This is a genomic window from Marinobacter sp. SS13-12 (assembly GCF_030227115.1).
GTDB lineage: Bacteria > Pseudomonadota > Gammaproteobacteria > Pseudomonadales > Oleiphilaceae > Marinobacter.
This window is the reverse complement of record NZ_JASSUA010000001.1, coordinates 1,850,947-1,877,310: the sequence shown is the minus strand read 5'-3', so window position 1 is coordinate 1,877,310 and position 26,364 is coordinate 1,850,947. Positions and strand designations below refer to the sequence as shown.

The following is a 26,364-nucleotide window of genomic DNA, read 5'->3' as shown; positions in this document are numbered from 1 at the left end:
GACTCCTTAGCTGACCGCATTGCGTACGGGCGGATGAAACAGTGCGGTGCGCACCGCTCGTGGCTGGGACCGGGGGCGATCCTCATAAATACGGGCATTGCCATCGTCGACACCGACAACCTTGGTCATCGCGGGATCAACCTCCCCCAGTTGGTCGGCACTGGAAATACTGCGGACATAGAGGAACTCCGCCTGGGTACGCTCCGTCGTCACGTCAACGAGAATGAAACCGGGCGACTTGAGCTCTACGTACTTCATGTGGGGATTTGCCACTTTAACCGCCTCCGCAGCGATATCGGCAAACTCTTCCGGAAACCCCGGCGAGGTTACCGAAGGCGTGACAAACTCGGCCGCCAGGGGGCCGACAGTGGCATTCTCCAGAAGGTTGCCCGAGTCCGCATACACTTCGTTAGCCCAGGAGGTGTGAATATCGCCGGTAAAGAACACTGTGTTATCGATGCTTTCCTCGGCAAGCGATTGCAGAATGACTTCTCTGTCTGCGACATAACCGTCCCACTGGTCCACGTTCAGCGCCAGCAACTGGCCGTTGAATGTGGTCAGATCCTCCATGCCAAGGGTGCCTGCGGCATCCAGGGTGCGAACAATATTCAGTTCTGCAAACATGACCTGCTGGCCGATCATCCGCCAGCTTGCCCGGGACGAGGACAACCCCCCGACAAGCCAGTTCATCTGCGCATCACTCATGATCCGCCGCTCCTCGTCGAAACGGGCCGGATCCGACGGAGAGGACGCCTGCAGGTCTCGCCCCTCAAGACGGGTATCCAGCATGAAAAGGTCGATCAACCCGCCAAACTCGAACTGCCGCCAGATCCGCCCCTTTTCGGTGCCCACCTCACGAATCGGCAACCACTCGAAATAGGCCTGGACTGCCGACGCGCGACGCTCGGTCCAGGCGCCTTCTGTCGCCTCGTCATGATTCTCAGCACCGCTGCGGTAGCTGTCGTTGGCAGACTCGTGGTCATCCCAGACGCAGATCATTGGAAACTGCTGGTGCACCGCCTGCAGGTTGGTGTCGGTTTTGTATTGGGCGTGACGCTGCCGATAGTCCGACAGTGTCAGTATCTCATGGGGGGGCAGAGGGTCGCGGCCAGGAAAACTGCCATACTCACCGGGTCCGTACTCATAGATGTAGTCACCCAGGTGCAGGATAAAGTCCAGGTCGCTTTGCTCGCTTACGGCCTTGTAGACGGAAAACAGGCCGAATGCATAGTTTGAGCAGGACACAACAGCGAATCTTGCCCGTTCACCCGGCATGTCCGCTGCCGGAAAGGTTCGGGTTCGACCAACCATGGAAACCTGTTGACCGACGGCAAACTGGTAGTAATACCAGGTATCGGACTGCAATCCCGTCACATCCATTTTCACGCAGAAATCCTGCTCGGGGCCGGTCGCAGAGCTGAACTCACCGACCTTTTCCCGCATCTCGCGATCCCGTGCCACTGCAACCCGCACCGGGACAGTGTCCACATCCCGGGGAAGCGATTCTGTCGGGGTTACCCGTGTCCACAGAATGACTCTGTCTGAAAGCGGATCGCCGGAAGCAACGCCGTGGTTAAACTCGACCCCGGGGATACTCTGGCTATCACCTGCCGAAGTAGTCGAGCCTGGTTCATCATTCGTGCTGGCGGGGTTCGAAGAACTGCCCCCGCAGGCGCTCAAGGCAGTGAAAGAAGCAGCAGCGAGGCCCTTGACCACCGCACGACGTTGCTTGTCCATTCTATTCTCCAATAAATCGGGGCTGGGTCGATAACCGTTCAACCACAGTTGGTTTGGGAGGTAACAGACTGGAAAAAGTTTATGAATGAATCGTGACAATAGCCTGGTAGATCAGGCCAACGAAGCAACGCCACTGCTTTTTTCAGAAGTGCCGTTGTTATCGTGAGGGTGGTCTATCTAGAGACCTGTGAAGTTGAAATCCAAGTCAGGCTTTCGCCCAGCCACAATATCCGTCAGCGCTGCAGCAGAACCGCAGGAGTGCGTCCAGCCCAGCGTACCGTGACCGGTGTTCAGGTAGAGGTTGCCGAAACGGCTTTTTCCGATATAAGGCACATTGGAGGGGGTTGCTGGCCGCAACCCGGCCCAGAACTCCGATTGCTCCCAGTGGCCGGCCTCTGGCATCAGTTCGGCGGTTCGCCGGACAATCGCCCGGCAGCGGGTAAGATTCAGCTCCCGGCTATAGCCGCTCAGTTCAGCCGTTCCCGCCACGCGAATGCGGTCGCCGAGGCGTGAGAACACCAGTTTGAACTCGTCGTCCGTGAGGCTGACATTGAACGCCGCTTCTTCATTTTTTACCGGCACGGTTATGGAATAACCCTTCGCCGGGTAGATGTTCAGGAACAGGCCCAGTTTCCGGGCCAGTATGGCGCTGAAGCTGCCGAGGCAGAGCACGTAACTGTCCGCGCGCAGGGTCTGATGCTTGCCCGCACGAATAACGTTCACGCCAAGCACACGATCCCGCGTGTTCTCAAAGCCGAGAATGTCCGTCTGGTAAAGGAATTCAACACCGGCGTCCTGTGCTTTTTTGGCCAGAGCCTGGGTGAACTGGCAGGCATCACCGGATTCATCTTCCGAGGTGTAGGTTGCCCCGGCAATCCGATGTCTGACCGGTGCCAGCGCGGGCTCCAGCTCAACCGCGTGATCGGCATCGATCACCTGGCGGTCACAACCCAGCTCCCGCATGATACGGGCGGGCTCCAGAGCCGACTCAAACTCTGCGGGGTTGGTGTAAAAATGCAGGATACCCCGCTCAAGGTGAGAGTACTCGATTCCGGTATCCTTTCGCAGTGCCTGCAAACACTCCCGGCTGTAGGTGCCAAGACGCACAATCTGCCGGATATTGTGGGCGGCTCTGGCGGACGTACACTGCCGCAGGAATGCGATAGCCCAACGCCACTGGGCCGGATCCATGCGCGGGCGGAACAGCAGGGGCGCATCTGAACGCGCCAGCCATTTGAGCACCTTTAACGGTGCTGAGGGGTTGGCCCAGGGTTCGGCGTGGGATACCGAGATCTGTCCGCCATTGGCATAACTGGTTTCAATACCTGCATTACTCTGCCGGTCTACAACGGTGACCTCATAGCCCTGCTGTCTCAGGAACCATGCGGTGGTAACACCAACAACGCCGGCTCCCAGCACCAGTATGTGCATTCATTCCCCCTCAGCCGCCGGCCTTTTTCACGGTCCAGCCTTTATCCTGCAAAAGCGGCACCAGCACATCCCGCTGGTCACCCTGAATCTCCACCACCCCATCCTTGACGGTACCACCGGTTCCGCACCGGGCCTTGAGTATCTTGGCGAAGGCTTTCAGGTCTTTTTCGTCGAGGGGGATGCCGGTGATGAGGGTAACGCCCTTGCCCTTGCGACCCTTGGTTTCACGGCTGACGCGCACAACGCCATCACCGGCGGGGCGTGACGGCGCCCCACAAATGCAGTCGTCAACCGGGTGTCGACAACCGGGGCACATGCGCCCCTGCTCCGTGGAGAACACCAGTCCTCCGGAACGGTTTTTCATAACGTCCTCTTATTCACTACGGTACCTGCCGGCTTCACACTCCGGGAGGATACTTTTCAAACATGTCGGCCACGACTTCATCAATCAGCTCTCGCCGGGACTCGGACGACTGGTTTTCATTCAGGTAGCGGCGGCTGGCTGCTCGCCAGACAACGCGGTCGGTGTCTGTGTCGACCAGTTCCACAACCAGTTTGCCTTCCTCAATTTCCCGGATCGGTGGCGCCGAGGAAAGCCCCCAGCCAAAGTTGCCACTGCCAAAACCAAAACCAAGGCCAACGCCGCTGCGTTCAAGACGCTCTTCCTCGACGATCTGCCAGGCGACGAGCAGGTCTGCCTCGTTCTGCTCTACCTTGCGCATGGACTTACGGTTGAGTTCCCGCTCAACGGCGCTCTCAATGCGGCCACCGTCGAGGGAGGTAAAATTCTCACCCTCACCCTTTGGCGCAAATGCCCAGGACGCGTAATTACCAAAGACGGTGCCGGAATCATAATCTGTTACAACGTTGCTGGCACATCCGGCCAAAGCCAACATCAACAAGGAAACAAGGATAACTCTCATGATTACAACTGCCCCTTTCTGTATTGCCTGTGTTCAGTATACGCACAGTAGACGCCTGGCGTTTCGGTAAACGTTCCCTAGCTTTCGAAACTGTAATCTATGCCGCGGGCGTCGCAAAATGCGCAGAGTTCACTATTCCGGTCGACCGGCAGGGTAATCTCTGCCGTGACCCGGGCACTGTAGTCCACCTGGTCTACCTGGGCGCTGTTCTGCTCACACCAGTGCCTGAGCGGCTGTTCATCGGCGAAGGTCATGGTAAGGATCACCCGCGATAGTGGCTGCTGGATCACCCGGTCCACCGCAGACAGCACCGCCTCGGTGGCGCCGGCGTAGGCCCTGACAAGGCCTCCGGCTCCCAGCTTGATACCGCCAAAGTACCGGATGACCATGACCAGTACATCGCCCATATCCTTGTGCTGGATGACGCTCAGGATAGGCTTTCCGGCGGTGCCCGATGGCTCGCCGTCATCATTCATGGCAGCCTCCGCAGCCGCACCCGGCCGGCCAATCTGATAGGCCCAACAGATATGGCGGGCATCCGGATGGTCTTTGTGGGCCTGCTCCAGCCAGGCCTTGACCTCATCCCGGGACGAAACGGGCACAACCCGGGCTATAAACCGGCTCTTCTTGACCTCTGTTTCCCGTTCCAGGAAGCCTGCCGGGACCGGATAATCCTTGGACATGGGCGGCTCAATTTGCTCCGGTGAAGATGGGAAGCCGCAGCAACACTGCCAGACCACCCTGATCCGCGTTAAAGGCTTCTATCTGGCCGTCATGAATGGCCACAATATCCCGGGCTATGGCAAGCCCAAGCCCCCAGCCCTTGCCACCACGGGACTTGTCAGCACGATAGAAAGGCTCAAACAGATGAGGTAATACCTCGTTGGGCACTCCCGGCCCCTCGTCCCGGATCTCCAATACCAGTTGCTGTGGCTCTGAGCGCAAGGCGACATGGACTTTCTTGCCCGGAGGGGTGTGATCCAGTGCATTCTGCAGAATATTGTCGAACGCGCGCTGCAGCAGTCCCTGGTCTCCCAGTACGGAAGCACGCCTGCAATCCGGACTGATGGTCAGCAGGCAGTCAACGCCCCGATGTTCTGCGTAATCGGCTGCATCCTTGAGCACATCATTGATTACCTTGACCGGCTGAACGCCTTCGCGCTCGATATCCCCACCTTTTTCCGATACCCGGTACAGCGTCAGTATCTGGGATGTCATGGCTTCCAGTCGCTCATTCTGGCGCAGGATAGAGGCCATCAGGTCGCCATCCACACCGCCTTCACTCGCCAGCTCAATGGCAATCCGCTGTCGTGTCAGCGGCGTTCGTAAATCGTGGGAGATATCCCGTAGCAAATGGGTCTGGCGATCCAGCAGGTTGCACAGTTGCTCGGTCATCGCATTGAACGCTGTTGCCAGGGCACCCACTTCGTCACGGCGGCTGGCAATACCCTCGCTGACACGCAGGGAATTATCGCCTCCGGCAATGGCCCGCGCTGTCGATTCCATATGCTTCAGGGGGCGTGACACCAGGCGTGCGACCCACACGCACGCCAGGGTGATGATGACGAAGGCAAGGGCAAGCTCAAGCCACTGAAAAACCCGGGGGCTCAGCCATGCCTCGCCATTCAGGCGCGGCCAGGCAACGAGCCGGTAGCCTTCAGCCACTTCAATTACGGCGGGCCGCTGCTGATACCAACCGACAGATTCCATGCGTTCCCGAATGGATTCCGGCAGGCTGCCATCATCGTGGTCTGCTTCAATGAGGAACAGATGCAGATCCAGCTTGCTGCCCTGCTCTTTCAGAAAGCGCCAGGCATCGCCCCGTCCCCGGGTTTCACGAACGGCCAGTGCCTCAACCGCAAGTTCCTGCAAACCTGCCTGGCGCTCGATAGCCTGCCTCTCACGATCTTTCAGCGTGTAGGTCACCAGGTTGCCGACAATCATGGTGAGCGCCATGGCAAGCCAGATGGAAATGAATATCCGCCAGAACAGCGGAAATCTCAGCCCCCTGGTCATGCCGGCACCCGATAGCTGTACCCCAGCCCCCGGATCGTCTCGATTCGCGGCGGGTCATCATTCCCCAGTTTCTTTCGCAGATTGCTGATATGCATATCCAGTGTGCGGTCATAGGCCTCCAGACGACGGCCCAATGCCCATTGCATCAGATCCGTCTTTCTCACCACACTGCCGGCATGGGCCAGCAGTACCTGTAACACCTCATACTCGGTAGCGGTGAGATCCAGTGCTTCATCGTTCTGGTAGATCCGTCGGTGAACGGGTTCCACTCTCAGATCGCCATAGGTTCTGGACTCGTCCAGCCCGACTTGCTGATCCCAGGCCACTCGTCGCAGCAGCGCCTGGAGCCGGGCGATGAGTTCACGGGGATTGCAGGGCTTGGGGATGTAATCGTCCGCGCCAACTTCGAAGCCGACGATGCGGTCAGTCTCGTCGCCACGGGCAGTCAGCAGAACAACAGGAAGGTGGGTCTTTTCCCGCAGCTGGCGTAATACTTCCAGGCCGCTGATGTCCGGCAACATGATGTCCAGCACGACGATATCACAGTGCTGCCCCAGTGCCAGTGACAACCCGTCCTGGCCATTCGCCGCCTCGCGTACGGTAAAGCCCTGATTGGAGAGATAGCGTGACAGCAGCTCCCGCAATTCCTCATCGTCTTCGACCAACAGTACCCGGTTCTGCATGGCAATCCTCCGTTGTTACAGACAGCAGTCTATCACGACACTGCAAGGAGCCTGTTTTGTCTCATTTTTCTTTGCATAACCTTTACATGGGGCTGTTGTATTCCGCCACATCAACTGACCAACAGAAATTTAACCCTCAATCAATGATCGCGGACCGGATTGTAACGTATGGTAGTAGCTAAACTCGTGAGCAGCCCAGACTATGCCAGAACCCGGTAACCCCGAACTGACAATCCATGCAACCCGATCTATTGGCGAGATCCCCCCGGAGGACTGGAACCGGTTCGCAGGCAATGACACGCCGTTTCTGCGCCATGACTTTCTGCTTGCTCTGGAGGAGACCGGGGGCACAACCGCTACGACGGGGTGGGGCCCGTCTCACCTGATGATCTACCTCGATGACAAACTCGCAGGCGTGATACCGGCGTATCTGAAAACCCACTCCATGGGCGAATACGTTTTTGACTGGGCCTGGGCCGAGGCCTATCAGCGTTACGGCATGAACTACTATCCCAAACTGCTGATTGCCATTCCCTTTACCCCTTGCCAGGGGCCGAGGCTGTTGTTCTCTGAAGAGCTGCGCGGGTGGATGACGCCTGAGCGCATCCACCAGACGCTGGACGCTGTCACCGGCGACCTCGGTGCCCATTCCTGGCACCTGCTGTTTCCGGAACGTCGGGACCAGGAACTACTGGGCAAGCCGGATGAACTTCACCGATTTGGCTGCCAGTTCCACTGGTATAACCGGGGTTACAGGACATTCGATGATTTCCTCGCGAGGCTGACGTCGCGAAAACGTAAATCCATCCGCAAGGAACGAAGATTGGTCGCGGACCAGGGCATTACGTTCCGGCATTTTTCAGGCCAGGACATCCCCGATCACGTCATCTCGGCATTCTATGTTTTTTACCAGGCCACCTATCTGAAGCGGGGGCAAAGACCCTATCTGAACAAAGAGTTTTTTCAGCAGTTGAGGGAAAGACAGCCAGAGCAGCTTCACATTATTATGGCTGCCAGAAGCGAGCAAATGATTGCAGGAGCCCTGTTTGTTCAGGGCGGAGATACCCTCTACGGCCGCTACTGGGGCTGCCTGGAGGAATTCGACCATCTACATTTTGAAACCTGTTACTATCAGGGTATCGAGCTGGCCATTCAGCAGGCACTGACACGCTTCGACGCCGGTGCACAGGGAGAGCACAAACTGGTTCGGGGCTTCGAGCCGGTTATTACTCACTCCTGGCACGGCATACTTCACCCCGGTTTCCGTGAGGCTATTGCCAGGTTTACCCGGGAAGAAGCCGAGCATGTGATGGCCTATGCCGAGGATGCTTGGGAGGCATTGCCTTTCAGGCAAGTCGAGCCGGATCAGTAGCAGACCTCAAGATATTACTGACATTTAACGGAGCGGGCAGCCATGGAACCGGACAATCTTTTCGACATTTTAAGCACCAACCACGTTATCCTCCTGATCGCTGTTGCAGCACTGGTTGTGGCCATCGTCTCGATTTTCTCCGGCACCACCGCCAGGCGCAAACTGGCCGATCGAGTCGACGCCATAAAAATGAGGGTCGACAGCCTGTGGACAGATATGGACGAACTGCGGGTATCGCACTTCAACGGCCCGAAAGCCTCCGGCGCCTCAGGTGGTAACGATACCACCTCCAGTGAGAGATTCTCTGCAGAAAAGGCGGCTTACGAAGCCATCTGGCCACTGGTCTGGTCACTGCACGACAAACTGGGCATGTTTCTCAGGGCCGTTGAGGCGGACGACCAGGCTGGCGAGCTTCGGCTTGAGGCCCGCAATGCAGCGCTGACAGCCCGCAGCACCTTGAATCGGGTTCGCCCCTTCTGTCACGGCGATATTGACGAGCTGATTACCCAACTGATTGATAATCACATAAAAGCACACCTGGCAGCGTGCCATTACATGGATCTGCGCAAAGACTCTCTGTCATCCAGCTCGAATCATGAAAGGGCCGTACAGAAAGAAAAATTCCGCATGCTCTATGATGGTCAGTCCAAGGAAATGCTGGACCAACTGGTTACCAACATCCGGCACAGGATGCTCCGGTAGACTCAGGCCCTTCTGACCCTCTCCAGGGTATCCCGCTGCAACGCCTTCAGAAAGTCACTGATTACGACGGGTACTTCACTAATGGGAGCAAGGGAGCGAATACGCTTCGGCAGGGTGTCGATTGCGTTGCTGGCGTTCTGGACCTGATCATCCAGTGACACCATGGCATCCTCGATGACCCGCCCCCGCTTCATCACCGGTTTCAACAACGGGGTGCCGTCGAACACTTCATCCCTGCCACTTACAACGTCCTGGACGATACAGCCGTCAGGCCCCAAGCGCCGGTATATCTGTTTCGGCCCCGGGAACGACTGCTTCCCCGGAGAATTCTTCATCCGCGGAAGGCTGGCGTATTCAGTCAGTTTGAAGGCAAGTTCCAGCGCTGGCTCATCGTTCGAAACACCAATCGCTGTGCCGACACCGAACCCGTCAATGGGTGCTCCGGAAGAAAGCAGCTCCGCAATCCGGTATTCATCCAGGCCACCACTTGCCATTATCTTGATATCCGTCAGGCCAGCCTCATCCAGCATGTTCCGGCAGTCCACGGCTTCCGCAGCAAGGTCCCCGGAATCCAGGCGGATACCACCGATGCTCACCTTCGGGTCGTCCTGCAGCCAATTGATGATTCGCCTGACTGCGGAGCGTGTATCGTAAGTGTCAACCAGAAGTGTTGTTCCCGGATAGAGATCCGCATACACCTTGAACGCATTGAGTTCGCCTGCACACGCCTGTACAAAACTGTGGGCCATGGTGCCGTAAACAGGCATATTGAAATCCAGGCCAGCCAGGACATTGCTGGTGCCCGTCAGCCCGGCCAGACGATAGGCCCTCACCGCACGGTGCGCGGCATCCAGACCATGTGTTCTGCGCATGCCAAAGTCGATCACCGGCCGCCCTTCCGCGGCGAATGCCAGCCGGACTGCTTTGGACGCCAGTACCGACTCCAGGTGCACATAGTTCATCACCAGGCTTTCCAGCAGCTGAACCTCGGCGATCGGCCCTTCAATCTCCAACAGAGGTTCCTGGGGAAACAGGGGCGTGCCTTCAGCAACCGCATGAACAGAGCCGCTGAAGCGGAAATCCCTCAGCCAGTCCAGAAACGCCGGCTGAAACCGGTCAAGAGACGCCAGACGCTCAATGTGTTCACCCGTAAACCAGAGGGATTCAATAACAGACACGACGCTCCTCTGCCCACAGGCAAGAACGAAGTTCCGGTTCTCCGGGAGTTCACGAAAGAACAGGCTGAAAACCGCTGTGTCATCCATGCCCTCGGACCAGTAAGCCTGGGCCATGGCCAGTTCGTACAGGTCTACCATCAGTGGCAGGTCGCCCTGCCTGACAAGCGGGGGTTGTGTCAGCACAGGTCAGCTCCCTCTTCTTTCAGTTCTTCAAAGACTGCCGGCGCTCCGTCTGCCTCAACCGCACGAGTACCATCGGCAATGAGCTCAACCTCAAAACCGAGCTTGAGTGCATCCTTCACGGTTGCTTCCACGCACACATCGAGCGCCAGACCGGCCACAAACAGACGATGGATACCGTGCCGGCGGAGATAGCTGTCCAGTTGGGTGCCATCAAACGCGGAATAGGCGTCGGTATCAAAGGCCGTCCCCTTGCTGACTCTGATGGCGGAATCGGGGAGGTTCATTTTGGGGTGAAATTCAGCCCCATGGGTATCCTGAACGCAGTGGACCGGCCAGGGGCCTCCGCGATCCTCAAAGCTGATGTGGTCAACGGTATGCCAGTCACGGCTGGCAAGAATCGGCCAATCTGACTCTTGCGCTTTGCGAATCCACTGATTGATGGCCGGGAAAATCTCACCGCTGCCCGGAACTGCCAGGCTGCCGCCTTCACAGAAGTCATTCTGAACATCAACGAGCAATAAAGCATTTGGTCCAGTGCCCATAACAATTCCTCCCATGGTTCTACCAGATGTAGATGAAGAGGTTCGTTCAGATCACCGGATGTCAGCTTCCTTCTATCCGGAAGCCTATTTTAAGTACAACCTGATAGTGTCCGACTTTGCCATCAGTAACATGACCGCGGGTTTCCTGTACTTCAAACCACTCGATGTTCCGAAGGTTCTTGCTGCATTCGGCAATCGCATTTTCGATGGCCTCTTCAATACTCTTGGTCGAAGAGCCAACTACCTCTACCTTCTTGTAAACATGATGGTCGGACATGACACCTCCTGCTTCTTAAGGCCGTGTGTATCAGGCAAACCATTTGAATGCCTGTTATTTCAGCCTATACCAGTAAACTGGGACCAGCAAACACACGGAAGGTTTCTGTGCAGGAACTTTCCGGATCAAATGAACTCTGAGGTTGCCTGTGTCGTAAACTGGTCGTTACCCACTACTTCCGCCCGGAACACTATGAGAAGAATCAAACGCTGTTTTATAGGTGTTTTCCTGACGATGGCGCTATTACTTGCCGGCCCACTGTTCCTGGCCGCCTGCGCCGGCTTTCAGGACACCGGTAGCTGGCGCACGGCGGACCGATCCAGCGCGGGCCTGGCGCCGACTCCCGAACAGGAGGCAGGCGCTGTGGTGCAGGTATATGGTGCACGCGCCTACAACTGGCGGGGCTATTTTTCATTGCACACCTGGATCAGCACGAAGGAGGCCGGCGCCAGCAGTTATTATGTGCATGAGGTGACAGGGTGGCGACACTATGTGGTCCAGTCCAGGCCTGATCACCCGGACCGCGCCTGGTTCGGAGCCAGACCAGAATTGATTGCGGATTTTCGCGGGGAACAGGCCCAGCGCATCATTGCGCAGCTTGGTGGTGTTATTGAAGAGTATCCCTATCCAACGACGTATGAGGCATGGCCGGGCCCCAACAGCAATACCTTCGTCGCCTGGGTTATCCGCCAGATTCCGGAGATGGATGTCGCCCTGCCCAGCCATGCCATCGGCAAGGATTATCTGGGCAATGGCCTTGTTTCCGAAGTCCCCGGCGGAACCGGTTATCAGCTTTCTCTGGGGGGTTACTTCGGTGTTCTTGCAGGTGTCCGGGAAGGGCTTGAACTGAACATCCTTGGGCTTACCCTGGGGGTTAATCCCCTGGGCCTCGGGATCAAACTCCCTGGTATTGGCGAGCTGGCGCTGCGTAACACCAATCCTATGGCGGAACCATTGAATTCAGAAAATAAACCCGATACCACCAAGACGGCCGAGGCAGGGCAAGTCTCCCAAAAAACACTGTAAATACGTCCGTGTACGCTTGAGCTCCGCCATCCCTGGCTCCGCACATTTTTGGGAGACCTGCCCTGCCCCGGCCTGATTCTGTGACTGGGGCTAGAATCCGGTGATACCCGCGTAACGGACTAACCCAGCTGCTGCAATACCTGCCGCAATTGCCGGAAGTGGCTTTTTGGTAACCAACATAATAACCGCTGTAACAACGAGAGCCGCTAACGAGCCAGCATCACCGCTGAATGCCATGGGGACAATAATCGCGATCAGCACCGAGCTGGCCATGGTGTTGATGAAGCTTTCGATCCGGGGATTGATCGTCACGAAAGACATCAGGAACACACCGCCGAAGCGGGTCACTACGGTGACAATCGTCATGATTGCAATCAGGGCCAGGATCCCGGCGGTGGTGGTTTCAATGCTCATGTCGAGGGTCCCTCCTCTGCAGCTACTTCGGCTTCACCAGGTTTCTTTTCCAGCCAGAAGAAGCCGATAGCGCCTCCGGCCAGCGCGCCGACTACCACGTGGGTATTCGGGGGCAGCCATTTCCAGGCGGCCAGTGAAGAGATCGCGGCGACTGTCCATGCCACCAGCGTTCGAGGTGACTTGTTTCCGCCCAGCGCCATGGCCAGCAGGAAACAGCCCAGAACCATATCCAGGCCAAGGGACTGTGGGTCCTGCAGTAACCCGCCGAAATACACGCCGAGCCAGGTTCCGATAATCCACGCCATCCAGATAGCGAGACCGCCACCGAGGATGACTTCCAGGTTGCGTTTGCCGCTCTGGTATTCCTGGGCAGACACCGCCCAGTTGGCGTCGGTCAGAAACAGCAGCAGGCCGTATCGGCGGCCAGGAGACATGTCCCTGAGCATGGGGTACAGCGAAGCGCCCATCAACAGATGCCGGGAGTTGATGGCAAAGACCACGGCAATCAGAGGAATCAGGGAGACTTCGCTGCCCCACATATCCACTGCAGCGAACTGGGAGGCACCGGCGAACACAGTGAGGCTCATGAGGATGGCCTGCAGCGGTTCGAGTCCCTTCTGGACAGCCGCCAGGCCAAAGGCAGCGCCGAATGCCACCACGAATAACGAGATGGGAAGCAACCTGAAAAACTCGGCACGGACTTTTTCGGGCTGAAGATGGTAGGAATATGCGCTGGCGTTCATCTAAGCAAGCTAATGAAACCTGCGGCAGATGCGTATAGGTAGATGCCGAAGCATCAGAGTTGGCAGAGGGTAGCGGCCAGAGTTTCGCTGATGTCAGCGTTAAGCTTCAGGTCTACCAGCGAGTCGGCGCGGGTGCGCCCCAGGTTCAAGGTAGCCATTGGTTTGCCCCATTCCCCGGCATATCGGCAAAAGCGGAACCCGGAATAAACCATCAGCGATGACCCGATCACCAGCAGGCCGTCGCTGGCTTTGAGCGTGTCCAGCGCGGAGTACACCCGGTCTTTGGGCACGTAATCGCCGAAAAAAACCACATCAGGCTTGAGAATGCCACCACAACAGGGACAGTCGGCGATACGGAAATCAGAAAAGTCCACTTCAAGATCAGCATCGCCATCCGGTGCGGCACCCGCGGTGTATTGCCCAAACTCCGGGTTCATGTCTGCGCAGCGATCATGCACTTCATCCCGCCTGCAGCGGTAACCACAGCTCATGCAGATGACTTCGTCTGCCCTGCCGTGCAGATCTGTCACCAGGCGGCTGCCGGCCTGCTGATGCAGGCGATCCACGTTCTGGGTGACAAGCAGACGGCTGTGGTTGCGCCGTTCCAGTTCGGTCAGGTGATGATGGGCAATATTTGGCCTGGCATTGCGGATGACCGGCCAGCCTATCAGGCTGCGCCCCCAATAACGCTGGCGCACTGCCGTACTCGTCATGAAGTCACTGTGCTGCACAGGCTGTTTGCGCTTCCAGGCACCGTCGCCATCCCGGTAGTCGGGAATGCCCGAGTCGGTACTGACGCCGGCACCGGTCAGTATCACCAGGCCCGGGTACCGGTGAATAAACTCCGCCAGCATGGCACCGGCTTCCTCCGGAGAGTGTAGCAACAGTGGCTGGTCATTGGCCGGCATAATCACACCTTTGGCGGACTTCTGGATAGCAGACATCGCGTTCACACCTGTTGATCGATCCCTTTACTTTAAGGAGCAAACCGCACCCTGCCAATGGCAACAACCGGAAAACCACTCAAAAGATCGGTACACCCCTTCAATATACATTGTGCACAATATAATTTTGTGCAATTATTGTTTGCGTAGAGTCACTACCAGAGTCCTTTAAACTCGATGCGCTGTAATGCGCCAGAAAGGAGAAACAGAATCATGTCTATTGAACAGGTTGTATACCGCGCCTCAGCAGAAGCCACCGGCGGCCGTGATGGTCGCGCCATTTCTTCGGACGGTATCCTTGATGTTGAACTGGCAACCCCGAAAGAACTCGGTGGCGCTGGAGACAAGGGCACCAACCCTGAGCAGTTGTTTGCAGCGGGCTATTCCGCGTGCTTTATCGGTGCCATGAAGTTTGTGGCGGGGCGGGACAAGCTGCCCATGCCGGAAGACGCATCAATTGAAGGTGTGGTCGGAATTGGCCAGATTCCCGGCGGTTTCGGGATCGAGGTGGAGCTGAAAATCTCCCTGCCCGGCATGGACGATGCCAAGGCTAAGCAGTTGATCGATGAAGCCCACAAGGTGTGCCCTTACTCCAACGCCACCCGTGGCAACATTGATGTCACTCTGACCCGGGTGGACTGATCGCTGATAGTCGGGAAAGCCTGCGGCGCATCTCATCCGCGCCCAGGCGATTCATCAATGCGATGTTCTGCTCCGGTATGAGTTCCGCGCCCGGATACCCGGCGATAGCACGCTCAAGGCTTTCCTCCCGCAACAGGTGGAGCATCGGATAAGGCGACCGATTGGTGTAGTTTTCGGCATCGTCCGGATTGGTCCCACCAAACTGGTAGTCCGGATGGAAGCTGGCGATCTGGTAGATCCCGTCCAGTTCCAGGTACTCGATGAGGCCATCGGCGGTGGCGAGAAACTCGTTGTACGCCATGAAATCCTGCAGCACGCCGGGATGCACCAGCAGCGTTGTCTCAATGTCAGGGTGCTCATTCAGATGCACCAGCTCGTTCTGCAGCGCTATCAGCAGAGCCTCTTCCGAGCTGGCAGCAGTGACCTCAAAGCGAACCCGCTCCTTCAACAGCTCCCTGCGCGCGAAAGGGCACAGATTCAGGCCAACCACCACATCTGACACCCATCGGTGGGTGGCATCAGCAATCGAATCGTGGTCCACGTGGATACTCCCGCATCTGAAAAAAGGGACCGACACGCCAACGGCGAGTCGTGATATGTTAAGCAAGCTTACAATAATTCCATTACCGATACAGGAGACACAAAATGGACGTGGTGAGAACGCCTGAAGAACGATTCGAACGCCTTCTGGACTATCCCTTCGACCCGCACTATGTAGAGGTCGATGGTCTGCGCATGCACTATGTCGACGAAGGGCCCGCAGACGCCAGACCTGTGCTGATGATGCATGGCGAGCCGTCCTGGTCCTACCTTTACCGCCACATGATCCCTATCTGCGCTGCTGCGGGGCATCGGGTCATCGCCCCGGACCTGATCGGTTTTGGCAAGTCGGACAAGCCCACGGATATCAACGCCTACAGCTACCAGAGCCATATGGACTGGATGCAATTGTTCCTGGACCAGACCGGCCTGCAGGACATTACCCTGGTCTGCCAGGACTGGGGTTCGCTGCTGGGCCTGCGCCTGGCTGCGGAGAATCCGGACCGGTTCCGCGCCATCGTCGTGGGCAACGGCATGCTGCCAACCGGCGATCAGCCGGTACCAAAAGCTTTTCAGCTATGGAAGAACTTCGCCCTCTACAGCCCCTGGTTCCCCATTGCCCGTATCATCAACACCGGCAGTTTCCGCACACTCGGTCCGGATGAACGTCGCGCCTATGACGCCCCGTTTCCGGGCAAGAAATACAAGGTCGGTGCCCGCGCCTTCCCGAAACTGGTGCCGGTAAAGCCGGACAACCCGGCCAGCGAATCCAATCGGGCGGCCTGGAAGGTGCTGGAGCAGTGGGAAAAACCGTTTCTGACCACGTTCAGCAACGGCGACCCCATTACCCGGGGCGGCGACCGTTACATGCAGGAACGGATTCCCGGTGCCAAGGGCCAGCCCCACACCACCCTGACCGGCGGACACTTCCTGCAGGAAGACTCACCGGTGCAGTTTGCGGGCGCCATCAACGACTTACTGGCCCGCCTGGATCAGGGTGATCAGACGTAACCCTGGCTGCGCAGGTAGTCGTCGTAGCTGCCGCTGAAGTCGGTGATGCCATCGGCTTTCAGCTCGATGATGCGTGTGGCCAGCGACGATACAAACTCCCGGTCATGACTGACGAACACCAGCGTGCCCGGGTAGTTCTCCAGGGCCAGGTTCAGCGCCTCGATGGATTCCATGTCCAGGTGGTTGGTGGGTTCGTCCATCAGCATCACGTTGGGCTTTTCCAGAATCAGCTTGCCGAACAGCATGCGGCCCTGCTCGCCGCCTGAAATCACTTTCACCGACTTGCCAATATCATCCCCGGAAAACAGCATGCGGCCCAGGGTGCCACGCACCAGTTGCTCACCGCCGGTGGTCCATTGCGACATCCAGTCAGTCAGGTTCATGTCCTCGTCGAAATCAGAGGTGTGGTCCTGGGCGTAGTAGCCAACCTGGGCACTGTCCGTCCACTTAACATCGCCGCTGTCAGGGGTCATGGTGCCTGCCAGACACTGCATCAGGGTCGTTTTACCGATGCCGTTGGGGCCGATGATGGCCACCCTCTCGCCGGCCTCAATCTTCAGGTTGAGCTTGTTGAACAGGTTTTCGCCATCAAACCCTTTGGTCAGATCCTTGAGAGTGACGGCCTGACGATGCAGCTTCTTGGTCTGCTCAAAGCGGATAAACGGGCTCACGCGGCTGGAAGGTTTCACTTCCTCAAGCTGGATCTTGTCGATCTGACGGGCACGGGAGGTGGCCTGCTTGGCCTTGGAGGCGTTGGCAGAGAAGCGGCTGACAAACTGCTGCAGCTCGGCAATCTGGGCCTTCTTCTTGGCATTATCCGACAGCATGCGCTCGCGGGCCTGGGTAGCAGCAGTCATGTATTCGTCGTAGTTGCCCGGGAACAGCCTCAGCTCGCCGTAATCCAGGTCCGCCATGTGGGTGCACACACTGTTGAGGAAGTGGCGGTCGTGGGAAATGATGATCATGGTGCTGTCCCGTGCCACCAGGACGCTTTCCAGCCAGCGGATAGTATTGATATCCAGGTGGTTGGTGGGCTCGTCCAACAGCAGAATGTCGGGGTCGGAAAACAGTGCCTGGGCCAGCAGCACGCGCAGCTTCCAGCCCGGCGCGATCGCACTCATCGGGCCGTTATGCTGTTCCAGGGGGATGTCCAGGCCCAGCAGCAGCTCACCGGCACGGGCATCGGCGGTGTAACCGTCCATCTCGGCAAACTGCACTTCCAGGTCTGCCACGGCCATGCCGTCTTCTTCACTCATTTCCGCCAGTGAATAGATACGGTCCCGCTCGGCTTTCACCCGCCAGAGCTCCTCGTGGCCCATGATCACGGTATCGATCACCGTGCAGTCCTCGTAGGCGAACTGGTCCTGGCGCAGTTTGCCCAGTCGCTGGTTCTGGTCCACCATGACCTGGCCGGCAGAAGGCTCCAGATCACCCCCGAGGATTTTCATGAAGGTGGACTTGCCGCAGCCGTTGGCGCCGATAAGACCATAACGATTGCCGTTGCCGAATTTGACGGATACGTTTTCAAACAGGGGCTTGGCCCCGAACTGCATGGTAATGTTCGCGGTGGAAATCAAGAAGAAACCTATTAACAGTGAATACCGGGTAAAAGCCGGTCAAGAAAAGCCGGCATTGTACAGGTTTGCAGCCAAAACCGTGAGACAGCAGAAACACGGATAAAAAGCGCTTGCCTCAGCGGCCCGGGGCGGGCAGCATTTCAGCCTCGGTAATACCAACACACACTTCATCACCGCGATAAAGGAAACAGACGTCATGACACAGGCAACCGCACGCCACATCCTGGTAGACAGCGAAGCAAAATGCGAAGAACTGAAGAAAGCCATCGAAGGCGGCCAGGACTTCGCAGAAGTGGCCAAGCAGCACTCATCCTGCCCTTCCGGCCGCAACGGCGGTGATCTGGGCTCCTTTGGCCCGGGCCAGATGGTTCCGGAGTTCGACAAGGTGGTATTCAGCGGTGACGTGAACAAGGTACTCGGTCCGGTGAAGACCCAGTTCGGCTACCACCTGCTGGAAGTCACCAGCCGGAGCTGATGGGCGTAAACCTGTCAGTTGACAGACCTGCCCGCAAAGCCCCGATATGGCAATATCTGGCCTTGGCGGGCGTGGTCCTGATAACCCCCTTCTTCTTCATTGGTGGCCCCGGGTGGACCGACGGGCCACTGTACAAGTCCGCCTGGAATCTCGGACATATCCTGTTCTTTGCACTGCTGACTCTTGCTGTTCAGCCCTGGCGGTTCTGGACCGGCTGGAAGCTGTGGGGGCTCTCCACCCTGGCGGTACTCCTGGTGGGCCTGGGCATAGAAGTGCTCCAGTACGGGAGCAGCCGCCAGATGGACTGGCAGGACATCTTCCGTAATTTGCTCGGGCTATGGGTCGTACTCGCGATACGACCGCTGGCGTCGTGCGCCGGGCACTCTGTGCTGGCCACCTGGTCTCTGCGAATCATCGTTGGCGTACTGCTGGTTGTAGAAGTTACCGCCACGGCCGGGGTCGCCCTGCAACAATACAGGGTCAGCCAGTTGTTGCCGGCACTCTACGATTTCGGCCAGTCAGACCCGTCACCTTTCTGGAAAGGGCCAATCCGGAAAGAACCGATCAGTCCCGTTTTCAGCAGCCAGGAAGGCGAACTGAGGATATCCCTGAGCACCGACCGCTACTCCGGCGTCTCCCTGCACAACTTCCCGGGCGACTGGCGCGATTACAGCCACCTGGTCATAGTGCTGCACAACCCCCAGGATCATCCCATCCCGATGGTTCTGCGAATCAACGACGTTGAACATGACCTCGGCGATAACGCCTACAATGACCGCTTTAACACACGCCTGGTGCTGCCTCCCGGTGAACAGAGCTTTCGGCTGGATCTGGATAGGGTCAGAAACGCACCTGCTGGCCGCACTATGGATATGGGAAGTGTCCGGCGGCTGGGCCTGTTCGTCTCCAGGTTAGAGGAACCAAAAACCGTCTACCTGCGCGACATCAGGTTGGAGTGACCTCCTCCGCCATTTGAACTAGAATTGTTATCAGTAGCATCCTTGGCTGTAGGCAACTGCATGAAGTTTGTAATTGCGCATATCGTTGTACTGGTGGCTTTCTGGTGGCCGCCTGCATTAGCGCATGATGATGATCGGCAACTGAGTATCAGCGTTGGTGACTGGCCCCCCTTCTTTGTGGAAGGTGAGCCGGGTCAGGGCAGTGTTGCCCGACTGGTCAGTGACATCTTTGCAGAGGCAGGCTACGAGGTGGAGTTCCATTTCCTGCCCTGGAAACGAGCCTACCGGGAAGCCGCAGCAGGCAAACATGATGCGACTGCAATCTGGATGTATGCTGCAGACCGGGAAAAGGACTTTGTCTACAGCGACCCGGTAATGAATGAACGCTTCGTGCTTTTTTACCGAAAGGCTGCCCCCATCCATTGGGACCAAATAGCAGACCTTTCCGACCTCCGCCTCGGGGCCAGCATCGGCTACAGCTACGGCCCGAAATTCGACAGGGCTGTTGAAAATGAGATTCTGGACGTGGAATGGGTAGCCTCCACAGAACTCAATTTCCGCAGGCTGCTGTACGGGCGCATCGATGCCTTTCCGGAAGAAATCAACGTTGGCTACTATATTCTCCGACGGGAAACCGACCAGGAAGAGGCCCGCCAGATTACCCACCACCCTGAACCCATTTCCGAAAACAAGAGCTTCCTGCTGTTTCCGGCGGACGAACCGGAAACGGAGAGGCTGCGGGAAATATTCAACCGTGGCCTGAAAACGTTCAGGGACGACGGACGTTACAGCAACTATTTCGAAAGCAGACCGCAAGCCTCAATCAAATCATCGGGCCAATAACCGGGCTGTTCAGTCGAGCCGCCAGGGGTTGGACGTCAGCGGTTCCGCTCCAGTTTCGCCGACCAGCACCGTATCACTGCAGCCAATACCCCACTGCCCCGGAATCCGCAGGCAGATCGGCAGGTGAAATACCATGCCTTGCCGAAACACCGTGAATTCACCGCGAGCAATAAACCCCGAGCCCTCCACCCAGGATGGGGGGAACTGCGCACCAACGGTGTAGCCAAACACCCCGGAGAAAAACACCTCATCAGCCAGCGGTGCCATTGCCTGTTCCGCGGCGCTGGCCGCGGAATCAAAGGTCCTGCCCGGTACCATGGCGGCCTGCAGGGCATCCACCACGCGTCGGCAGCCGTCGAACACCGATCGCATCCTGGCGGACGGCTGGCCAGCCACGACGGTACGCATCATCGGGGCCGTATAACGCTGCCAGACCGCCCCGAACTCCAGGAAGACGGTATCGCCATCCTCCACCTTGCACCGCTTGTGGTTGGTATGAATCACGCTGCTTCGCTGCCCCACGGTGACGATAGGCTGCATGCTCATGAATTCACTACCACCGGCCAACAGGGCTTCGGCGCCCACGGCTGCGATGTCGTTGTCGGTCATGCCGGGTTGTATGGCTGAAACAGCGGCTTCTATACCCAGCCCGGTAATGCGGGCACTTTGCCTCAGGCAGTCAATTTCCGCGGACGATTTCACGATGCGGCTATTTTTCAGCAGGCCGGAGGCGTCCACGAATTGGGTATCCGGCAGCCGCTGCTTTAACCCTTCCACAACACCCTGGCGCAACGAGCCATGCCAGTAGTCGATACCTACGATTGTTCCATGACCACTGAGAGCCTGTGCCAGCGGGTCAAGCACATCACCAATCCCCTCCCAGCGGTAGCCAGTGACGTTATCAACCCGGGTGGTGATCATGGCAGGGCCGGTTTCAATGGACGGTACCTGTAGCATCAGGGACTCGGCCGTGACCACCAGCGCGACGTGAACGGAAACCTCGAAGGTACTGTAGCCGGTCAGGTAGAAAAGATCGGACGGATCGGTCAGCAGCAATGCCTCGACACCTTCCGCCGCCATTCCGGCCCTGAGCTGCTTGAGACGCTGATCGTATTCAGCCTGGGGAAAGGGGCATTCGCGCCCCCTGAGTTCTCTGGCCAGGGCTTTCTGGTAGGCGTTGAAATCCATAGGGGTCGTCTCCGGGCGGAGGAAAGGTTACTACTGGAGACTGGACCCAAACCGGCTGGTTTTCAAACCCTGACGGGTTTTATTGAGGATTCAAAAACCGCGTCAACTGATTGCCCACCGATTCCACGGGGTCGGTAATCGAGCGCTGAATACTGCTGGTGGCCACCCGGGTGAATGCTGAACCGGCATCACTCTCGAGAAATTCAACATAGTCTTTCAGTTCGGACGTGCTCAGCTCCTGATAGGTATAGAGGTAGCCGACGTAGACCTGTTGGGCAACCAAGCCACGCAGCATGCCTCTCTGGCTTTCAATCTTCTGCTGCAGCTGCTCGAAAGTGGGGCCCTTGCTACCGTTGAAGGCAGCCATGGCCGAGGCCAGGCCCAACTGGACCGCTACGGTGGTGTCCACTGTGCTCTCGGTGGCCCGGGCAGCCCTGTCAAACCGTTCAAAAAGCTTCGCACGCTCGCTGCCTTCGTATTTTTCCTGTAAGTCCGCGGCTGCGGCCTCCACTTTTTTCCACGCTGCCGGCCTGGACGCGGCAACCTCTGCCCGGGAAATCTTCTCTGCCAACGGCGTTTCATACCAGGCAAGTACAGAATTCAATTGCTGATCACTCAGGCCCTGATTCAGGTCCTCAACCACCTGGGCGCGAATCTGCGCGACACTGAACGCATTGCTGACAACATTGCTGATGGTGTTGGCGACGAATGGCTCTACCCGGCCGCTCTGCTTAAGACCCTCACGTACGCCCTGGCTCATCATTGCCGGATACTGGGCGACAATCTCGTCGATGGGGGACGCCCGTAGCACCGAGTCAGCCAATGGGCTGGCAGTAGCGGACGTACAGACCAGCATAAGAAAAAGTAAAGCCGGTTTAACTTGGGATAGTGCGCGCATGAACCTAGTATCCTGTGAAATCGGATGTTTGTTATGCCATGGCGCCGGCGCCCCCTGCAAGCAAACCGGGCCGACGTTAGATGACCATTTTGTAGTGTGGAGCAAGAGAGCCCTGAGTTGCCCATGAAGAAACGTCGTAACCGACTGAAAATCTGGAAGTCGCGGCTGCGCTGGTACGGACTCCCCTCACTGGGCCTGGCCATCGCGATTGTGGCGACCCTGCGGTTCAGTCTGCTGGAACCCGACCCCCCGGCCAACACGGAGAACGTCTGTGAGATTTTCCGGGAACATCCGGTCTGGTATGACTACGCCAGCCGCTCGAAAGAGCGCTGGGGCACGCCCATCGCCACACAACTGGCGTTCGTTTTTTACGAGTCGTCGTTCCGCAGCCATGCCCGGCCGCCCCGTAGCCAGCTGCTGGGATTCATTCCCTGGACCCGGCCAACGTCTGCTTACGGCTACGCCCAGGCTCTGGACCCTGCCTGGGGCGAGTATCTGGAGGCAAACGGCGACGGATTATCGGTGGTGCGTACCAATATGAAACACGCACTGGACTTTGTGGGCTGGTATAACCACCTGACCAACCGCGACGTGGGCATTCCTCTTACCAGCCCGGAGAAACTCTACCTCGCCTACCACGAGGGCAGAACCGGGTACCAACGACAAAGTTACCTGGCCAAGCCGGCAGTGATGTCACTGGCCGAGCGGGTGCAAACCCGGGCTTTTCGCTACCATCGACAACTACAGACCTGCGAGGAAGAGTTCCAGTGCTGGCGCTTCTATCAATTCTGGCCGTTTTGCGGTGACTGGTAGAGGCGGGTCAGACCCCGTCTCCCTCCACTCGCGGTGATAGCTTTGCCAGCCTGGAAGTCAGAAACTCCATCACGATCCGGACCCGTGCCATCTGCTGGGTTTCGTGGTTAACCATCAGCCAGAGATCCACACCTTCGCCTTCCAGAGGTGGAGACAGCCGCTCCAGTTCTCGGGTGCCGTCTCCCAGGTAACAGGGCAACGCGGCGAGACCGGCCCCGGATCTAGCGAGGGCGTGCATAGCCTGAAGGCTGTTGCAACGAATAATGGAAGAGGCGTTTTTCAGGTGCTTGCGGTACCAGCGCCCGGTTGCCAGGTGACTGAAACTCTCATCGGGCAGAATCCAGAGTTGCTGGTCCGGTGCGGTCTCCAGGTCCATGTCAGGGTTGCGCTTGCAGTACCTTGCGGCCCCATAGATGGCCGACTCGATGGTACCGATACGTTCACCTTCCAGGGTGGCCTGGGGTTTATTGACCGGCCGCAGCGTCAGGTCAGCCTCGCGGTGGCTGAGATTGAGCACATCGTTATCAGTGAGCACTTCCAGCTCAATTTCCGGGTATTCCCGCACCAGATCGGCAATCATCGGGCTGATCAATGCGTTGACCATGGTATCGGTAGCGGCGAGCCTGACTTTGCCCACGGGTGCCGAATCCTGCCCCACCAGCTGGCGCTCGAGGTTTTCCATATCGCCGGTCAGCCTTTCAGCCGCGCGGAAGGCGGTTTCACCCACCGGCGTCAGCTGCAGTCCGTCACGATTGCGCTCAAAAAACTGCACGCCCAGCTGTTCTTCCATCTGGTCCAGACGGCGAAGCACCGTGGTCTGGTGCACACCCAGTATGTCACCGGCTTTGGCGAGGGTTCCACCTATAGCCAGCGCATGTATATATCGAAGATAATCCCAGTCCATAGCTACTGCATATTTGCAACATGAGTACGGATTTTAACGTATTTAAGCTGCAAAAAAGAAGGCGTATAGTCTTTTACATAGTCAGCTAACCAATATTTTTTCAACCCACCAGATAAGGAGGAAGGCGCTATGACTCAAGCACATATCGCGACCGTACACCCCATGCCATCCAGTATCCTCCACAACAGTACTGAGGTCAGGCGCCAATACACCCGTGCAGCTGCAAGGCAGGCCGCACAGGTTATCAGCCGGAAGATGGGTTCCTGGAGAAAGAAGGCAGCAACCGCAACGCCGGAGATGCCCCAGATGATGCAGGGCGAGCACTAAGCGCCCCCTGTAAAGGAAGACAGATTTCATCAGCACCGGTGGCCCTGAACACTCAGGCCCACCGGTGTTTTCGTTTGCAGGCTCAGAATTCCCAGATCACTTTCTGTTTCTTGCCGAACCACTCATCCATTTTGCGGTTGTAGTAGTCCTCGATCACGTTCCGCTTGATCTTCATGGTGGGGGTCAGCATGCCGTTTTCCATGGTCCAGGGTTCCTTCACGACGACCACAAAGGCCAGTTTTTCATGGCCCTCGCATTCCCTGTTTACCGCATCCAGCTCTGCGGCCAGCTCCTGCTCAAGCTCGTCCCGGCTGCCACCGGCTTCCAGTTCCTCACGCGCTTCTTCCGATAGCAGCACCATCAGGCATGGCTGGGGCTGATTGGCACCGGCCACACACACCACCTCTGCTTTCGGATGGTTGAAGCGGTTTTCGATAGGCACCGGTACCACGTACTTGCCCTTGGAGGTTTTGAACAGGTCCTTTACCCGGCCGGTAATTCTCAGGAAACCGTCCTTGTCGATTTCCCCCATATCACCGGTTTTCAGGAAGCCATCGTCGGTGATGTCTTCGCGGGTCTTCTCTTCGTTCTTGTAATAGCCCAGCATTTGCCCGGGGCTTTTCACCTGAACTTCTCCACCCTCTGCCAGGCGGTGTTCCACGCCCGGGTTGGTCACGCCCACGGTGCCGGGCTTCGCCGCGCCCGGGCGGTTGGCATGGGAATAACCGAAGTTTTCGGACATGCCATACACTTCCAGCAGCTCGAGGCCCAGGTTGCGATACCAGGCAATGATTTCACCGGACAGTGGCGCTGCACCTGTAAGGGCTGCACGGCAATGGTCGAGCCCCAGCTGCTTGAGTACTTTCCTCTTAACCAGCCGGTTTAGCAGTGGAATATTAAACAGCACTTTCTGTTTCTTGGGCGGCAACTTGGCATTGACGCCTAGGTAGAATTTCATCCACAGGCGCGGCACCGAGAAGAACAGGGTCGGGCGGGCCCGCTGCAAGTCCTCCTGGAAGGTTTCCAGGGAATTGGCGAAATAGAGATGGAATCCGTAATACAGCGACTGGGTTTCGACGGCGGCACGCTCCGCCACATGGGCAAGCGGCAGATAGGAGAGCATGCGTTCGTCCTGGGTGACCGGAAATATTTGCTGCAAGCCATCCGCCACGGAAATCATGGTGCGGAAACTGTGCATGACACCTTTCGGGCGCCCGGTACTGCCCGAGGTATAAACGATGGTCGCCAGGTCGTCGGGATCTGGCAGTTTCGGCTCCGCCGGCTCCTGGCTGGCAATGATGTCCAGCCATTTCGGGGTGTCGTCCCGGGGCGACATCGGCAGCGAGATAATCGGCAGGTCGTCAGGGATGTGGCCCTTGATGTCGTTCCAGCCGTCGGCCTTGCCGTCCAGCTTACCCAGGAAAAGCAGCTTCGCCTCGCTGTGCTCAAGAACATAGGCCGCCGTATCGCCGTTCAACGTGGGGTACAGCGGAACTGAAACGTGCCCTGCGGCCCAGGTGGCCAGGTCACACAGGATCCAGTGCGCGCTGTTTTTACCCAGGATCGCAATATTGCTGCGCTCAGGAAGTTCCAGGGTCCCCAGATGGGCCGCCATCCGGGAGACCTGGTCTGCCGCCTGCTTCCAGGTGATGTCTTCGGTGGTTCCATCCGGAAACGGCTGGGTCAGATAACCCTTATCGGGAGTCTGCTCCGCCCAATAGTAAAGGCAATGAAGGGAGGATTGCTTTGCGTTGTCTACCGCCATCGAAGGCTCCTTATTGTTATAATCCGGAATCACTTTTTTTTATCAGACTTAAGCGTAGCCAGGTAGATAGTACCTGTATTTGCCGTTTCCTCAAGCTCCCCCCATGCCGGGATCATCTCGCCGCCAAACCGGACAAATGCGACACGCAGCACACTTTAATTCGTGACATCTGTCAATTATGGTCTAGAGTGACGAAGTTAGCGTAGAGAACAACAACAAAAAGGTCACTCTGGAGGTGCCTGTGAGAACAA

29 protein-coding genes are annotated in these 26,364 nt (G+C 57.6%); 10 read left to right on the top strand and 19 right to left on the bottom strand.

Annotation, left to right across the window (positions count from 1 at the left end):
* Positions 1-6 precede the first annotated feature (6 nt).
* The 7 genes from QPL94_RS08700 to QPL94_RS08670 form a co-directional block, all read right to left on the bottom strand.
* Complete coding sequence (locus tag QPL94_RS08700; RefSeq protein ID WP_285356827.1) at positions 7-1,737, bottom strand: alkaline phosphatase D family protein; 1,731 nt, start codon at positions 1,735-1,737, stop codon at positions 7-9.
* A 177-nt stretch (positions 1,738-1,914) separates the two neighbouring features.
* Positions 1,915-3,168, bottom strand: a complete 1,254-nt coding sequence (locus QPL94_RS08695) for a D-amino acid dehydrogenase (RefSeq protein ID WP_285356826.1) — start codon at positions 3,166-3,168, stop codon at positions 1,915-1,917.
* Between the two features lie 10 nt (positions 3,169-3,178).
* A complete protein-coding gene (locus QPL94_RS08690) occupies positions 3,179-3,532 on the bottom strand; it encodes a translation initiation factor Sui1 (RefSeq protein ID WP_285356825.1) in 354 nt (117 codons plus the stop codon).
* Positions 3,533-3,566: 34 nt separating this feature from the next.
* Positions 3,567-4,091 (bottom strand): DUF4136 domain-containing protein, encoded by a 525-nt coding sequence (locus tag QPL94_RS08685; RefSeq protein ID WP_285356824.1) that lies wholly within the window; start codon positions 4,089-4,091, stop codon positions 3,567-3,569.
* Positions 4,092-4,168: 77 nt separating this feature from the next.
* The gene (locus QPL94_RS08680; protein WP_285356823.1) at positions 4,169-4,774 is read right to left on the bottom strand and encodes a YigZ family protein; all 606 of its coding nucleotides are present in this window, start codon (positions 4,772-4,774) and stop codon (positions 4,169-4,171) included.
* Between the two features lie 7 nt (positions 4,775-4,781).
* Positions 4,782-6,107: a sensor histidine kinase gene (locus QPL94_RS08675; protein WP_285356822.1), complete on the bottom strand. Its 1,326-nt coding sequence runs from the start codon at positions 6,105-6,107 to the stop codon at positions 4,782-4,784.
* Complete coding sequence (locus tag QPL94_RS08670) at positions 6,104-6,790, bottom strand: response regulator transcription factor (protein ID WP_137435250.1); 687 nt, start codon at positions 6,788-6,790, stop codon at positions 6,104-6,106. The genes QPL94_RS08675 and QPL94_RS08670 overlap by 4 nt, the downstream gene beginning before the upstream one ends.
* A gap of 202 nt (positions 6,791-6,992) precedes the next feature.
* On the opposite strand from QPL94_RS08670, the gene QPL94_RS08665 reads away from it, so the two are divergent.
* Both QPL94_RS08665 and QPL94_RS08660 read left to right on the top strand, forming a co-directional pair.
* Positions 6,993-8,162: a GNAT family N-acetyltransferase gene (locus QPL94_RS08665; RefSeq protein ID WP_285356821.1), complete on the top strand. Its 1,170-nt coding sequence runs from the start codon at positions 6,993-6,995 to the stop codon at positions 8,160-8,162.
* Between the two features lie 42 nt (positions 8,163-8,204).
* Positions 8,205-8,864, top strand: a complete 660-nt coding sequence (locus QPL94_RS08660) for a hypothetical protein (protein ID WP_285356820.1) — start codon at positions 8,205-8,207, stop codon at positions 8,862-8,864.
* 2 nt (positions 8,865-8,866) lie between these two features.
* On the opposite strand, the gene QPL94_RS08655 is transcribed toward QPL94_RS08660, so the two are convergent.
* From QPL94_RS08655 to QPL94_RS08645, 3 genes are all read right to left on the bottom strand, one after another.
* The gene (locus tag QPL94_RS08655; protein ID WP_285356819.1) at positions 8,867-10,225 is read right to left on the bottom strand and encodes a nicotinate phosphoribosyltransferase; all 1,359 of its coding nucleotides are present in this window, start codon (positions 10,223-10,225) and stop codon (positions 8,867-8,869) included.
* On the bottom strand, positions 10,219-10,767 hold the full coding sequence (locus QPL94_RS08650) for an isochorismatase family protein (RefSeq protein WP_285356818.1): 549 nt from the start codon (positions 10,765-10,767) through the stop codon (positions 10,219-10,221). The genes QPL94_RS08655 and QPL94_RS08650 overlap by 7 nt, the downstream gene beginning before the upstream one ends.
* A 61-nt stretch (positions 10,768-10,828) precedes the next feature.
* On the bottom strand, positions 10,829-11,044 hold the full coding sequence (locus tag QPL94_RS08645) for a dodecin (RefSeq protein WP_137435254.1): 216 nt from the start codon (positions 11,042-11,044) through the stop codon (positions 10,829-10,831).
* A gap of 192 nt (positions 11,045-11,236) precedes the next feature.
* Here QPL94_RS08645 and QPL94_RS08640 point away from each other — a divergent pair, with 192 nt between their 5' ends.
* Positions 11,237-12,070: a DUF3750 domain-containing protein gene (locus QPL94_RS08640; protein ID WP_285356816.1), complete on the top strand. Its 834-nt coding sequence runs from the start codon at positions 11,237-11,239 to the stop codon at positions 12,068-12,070.
* Positions 12,071-12,160: 90 nt separating this feature from the next.
* Here QPL94_RS08640 and QPL94_RS08635 read toward each other — a convergent pair whose 3' ends face one another.
* The 3 genes from QPL94_RS08635 to QPL94_RS08625 are packed head-to-tail and all read right to left on the bottom strand — an operon-like array spanning position 12,161 to position 14,135.
* Positions 12,161-12,484: an AzlD family protein gene (locus QPL94_RS08635; protein WP_285356814.1), complete on the bottom strand. Its 324-nt coding sequence runs from the start codon at positions 12,482-12,484 to the stop codon at positions 12,161-12,163.
* Positions 12,481-13,227: an AzlC family ABC transporter permease gene (locus QPL94_RS08630; protein ID WP_285356813.1), complete on the bottom strand. Its 747-nt coding sequence runs from the start codon at positions 13,225-13,227 to the stop codon at positions 12,481-12,483. The genes QPL94_RS08635 and QPL94_RS08630 overlap by 4 nt, the downstream gene beginning before the upstream one ends.
* 53 nt (positions 13,228-13,280) lie before the next feature.
* Entirely contained in the window at positions 13,281-14,135 is an 855-nt protein-coding gene (locus tag QPL94_RS08625; protein ID WP_285357874.1) for an NAD-dependent protein deacetylase, read from the bottom strand.
* Positions 14,136-14,384: 249 nt separating this feature from the next.
* Between QPL94_RS08625 and QPL94_RS08620 the strand changes: the two genes are divergently transcribed.
* Positions 14,385-14,813, top strand: coding sequence for an organic hydroperoxide resistance protein (locus tag QPL94_RS08620; protein ID WP_137435259.1), 429 nt, complete (start codon positions 14,385-14,387; stop codon positions 14,811-14,813).
* Here the strand turns inward: QPL94_RS08620 and QPL94_RS08615 are convergent.
* Complete coding sequence (locus QPL94_RS08615; RefSeq protein ID WP_285356811.1) at positions 14,791-15,354, bottom strand: DUF1415 domain-containing protein; 564 nt, start codon at positions 15,352-15,354, stop codon at positions 14,791-14,793. The two genes, QPL94_RS08620 and QPL94_RS08615, sit on opposite strands and share 23 nt — an antisense overlap.
* A gap of 104 nt (positions 15,355-15,458) precedes the next feature.
* Between QPL94_RS08615 and QPL94_RS08610 the strand changes: the two genes are divergently transcribed.
* Entirely contained in the window at positions 15,459-16,364 is a 906-nt protein-coding gene (locus tag QPL94_RS08610; RefSeq protein ID WP_285356809.1) for a haloalkane dehalogenase, read from the top strand.
* Here the strand turns inward: QPL94_RS08610 and QPL94_RS08605 are convergent.
* Entirely contained in the window at positions 16,355-17,941 is a 1,587-nt protein-coding gene (locus QPL94_RS08605) for an ABC-F family ATPase (protein WP_137435262.1), read from the bottom strand. The two genes, QPL94_RS08610 and QPL94_RS08605, sit on opposite strands and share 10 nt — an antisense overlap.
* Positions 17,942-18,119: 178 nt before the next feature.
* Here QPL94_RS08605 and QPL94_RS08600 point away from each other — a divergent pair, with 178 nt between their 5' ends.
* Genes QPL94_RS08600 through QPL94_RS08590 form a run of 3 tightly spaced genes read left to right on the top strand, consistent with a single transcriptional unit; the run spans position 18,120 to position 20,218 of the window.
* On the top strand, positions 18,120-18,416 hold the full coding sequence (locus tag QPL94_RS08600) for a peptidylprolyl isomerase (RefSeq protein WP_257791956.1): 297 nt from the start codon (positions 18,120-18,122) through the stop codon (positions 18,414-18,416).
* Positions 18,416-19,375 carry a succinyl-CoA synthetase subunit beta gene (locus tag QPL94_RS08595; RefSeq protein ID WP_285356807.1) on the top strand — a complete coding sequence of 320 codons (960 nt, stop codon included), beginning with the start codon at positions 18,416-18,418 and terminating at the stop codon, positions 19,373-19,375. Before QPL94_RS08600 ends, QPL94_RS08595 begins: the two co-directional genes overlap by 1 nt.
* Positions 19,376-19,435: 60 nt before the next feature.
* Entirely contained in the window at positions 19,436-20,218 is a 783-nt protein-coding gene (locus QPL94_RS08590; protein ID WP_285356805.1) for a substrate-binding periplasmic protein, read from the top strand.
* 9 nt (positions 20,219-20,227) lie between these two features.
* Here the strand turns inward: QPL94_RS08590 and QPL94_RS08585 are convergent, their stop codons facing one another.
* The gene (locus tag QPL94_RS08585) at positions 20,228-21,406 is read right to left on the bottom strand and encodes a M24 family metallopeptidase (RefSeq protein ID WP_285356803.1); all 1,179 of its coding nucleotides are present in this window, start codon (positions 21,404-21,406) and stop codon (positions 20,228-20,230) included.
* Between the two features lie 79 nt (positions 21,407-21,485).
* Positions 21,486-22,304 carry a DUF2059 domain-containing protein gene (locus tag QPL94_RS08580; RefSeq protein ID WP_285356802.1) on the bottom strand — a complete coding sequence of 273 codons (819 nt, stop codon included), beginning with the start codon at positions 22,302-22,304 and terminating at the stop codon, positions 21,486-21,488.
* 123 nt (positions 22,305-22,427) lie between these two features.
* Here QPL94_RS08580 and QPL94_RS08575 point away from each other — a divergent pair, with 123 nt between their 5' ends.
* Positions 22,428-23,117, top strand: a complete 690-nt coding sequence (locus QPL94_RS08575; RefSeq protein WP_285356801.1) for a transglycosylase SLT domain-containing protein — start codon at positions 22,428-22,430, stop codon at positions 23,115-23,117.
* A 7-nt stretch (positions 23,118-23,124) separates the two neighbouring features.
* Here QPL94_RS08575 and QPL94_RS08570 read toward each other — a convergent pair whose 3' ends face one another.
* Complete coding sequence (locus tag QPL94_RS08570) at positions 23,125-24,021, bottom strand: LysR family transcriptional regulator (protein WP_285356799.1); 897 nt, start codon at positions 24,019-24,021, stop codon at positions 23,125-23,127.
* A gap of 129 nt (positions 24,022-24,150) precedes the next feature.
* On the opposite strand from QPL94_RS08570, the gene QPL94_RS08565 reads away from it, so the two are divergent.
* Positions 24,151-24,348, top strand: a complete 198-nt coding sequence (locus QPL94_RS08565; RefSeq protein WP_285356797.1) for a hypothetical protein — start codon at positions 24,151-24,153, stop codon at positions 24,346-24,348.
* Positions 24,349-24,430: 82 nt separating this feature from the next.
* Here the strand turns inward: QPL94_RS08565 and QPL94_RS08560 are convergent, their stop codons facing one another.
* On the bottom strand, positions 24,431-26,113 hold the full coding sequence (locus QPL94_RS08560) for an AMP-binding protein (RefSeq protein WP_285356795.1): 1,683 nt from the start codon (positions 26,111-26,113) through the stop codon (positions 24,431-24,433).
* Positions 26,114-26,364 lie beyond the last annotated feature (251 nt).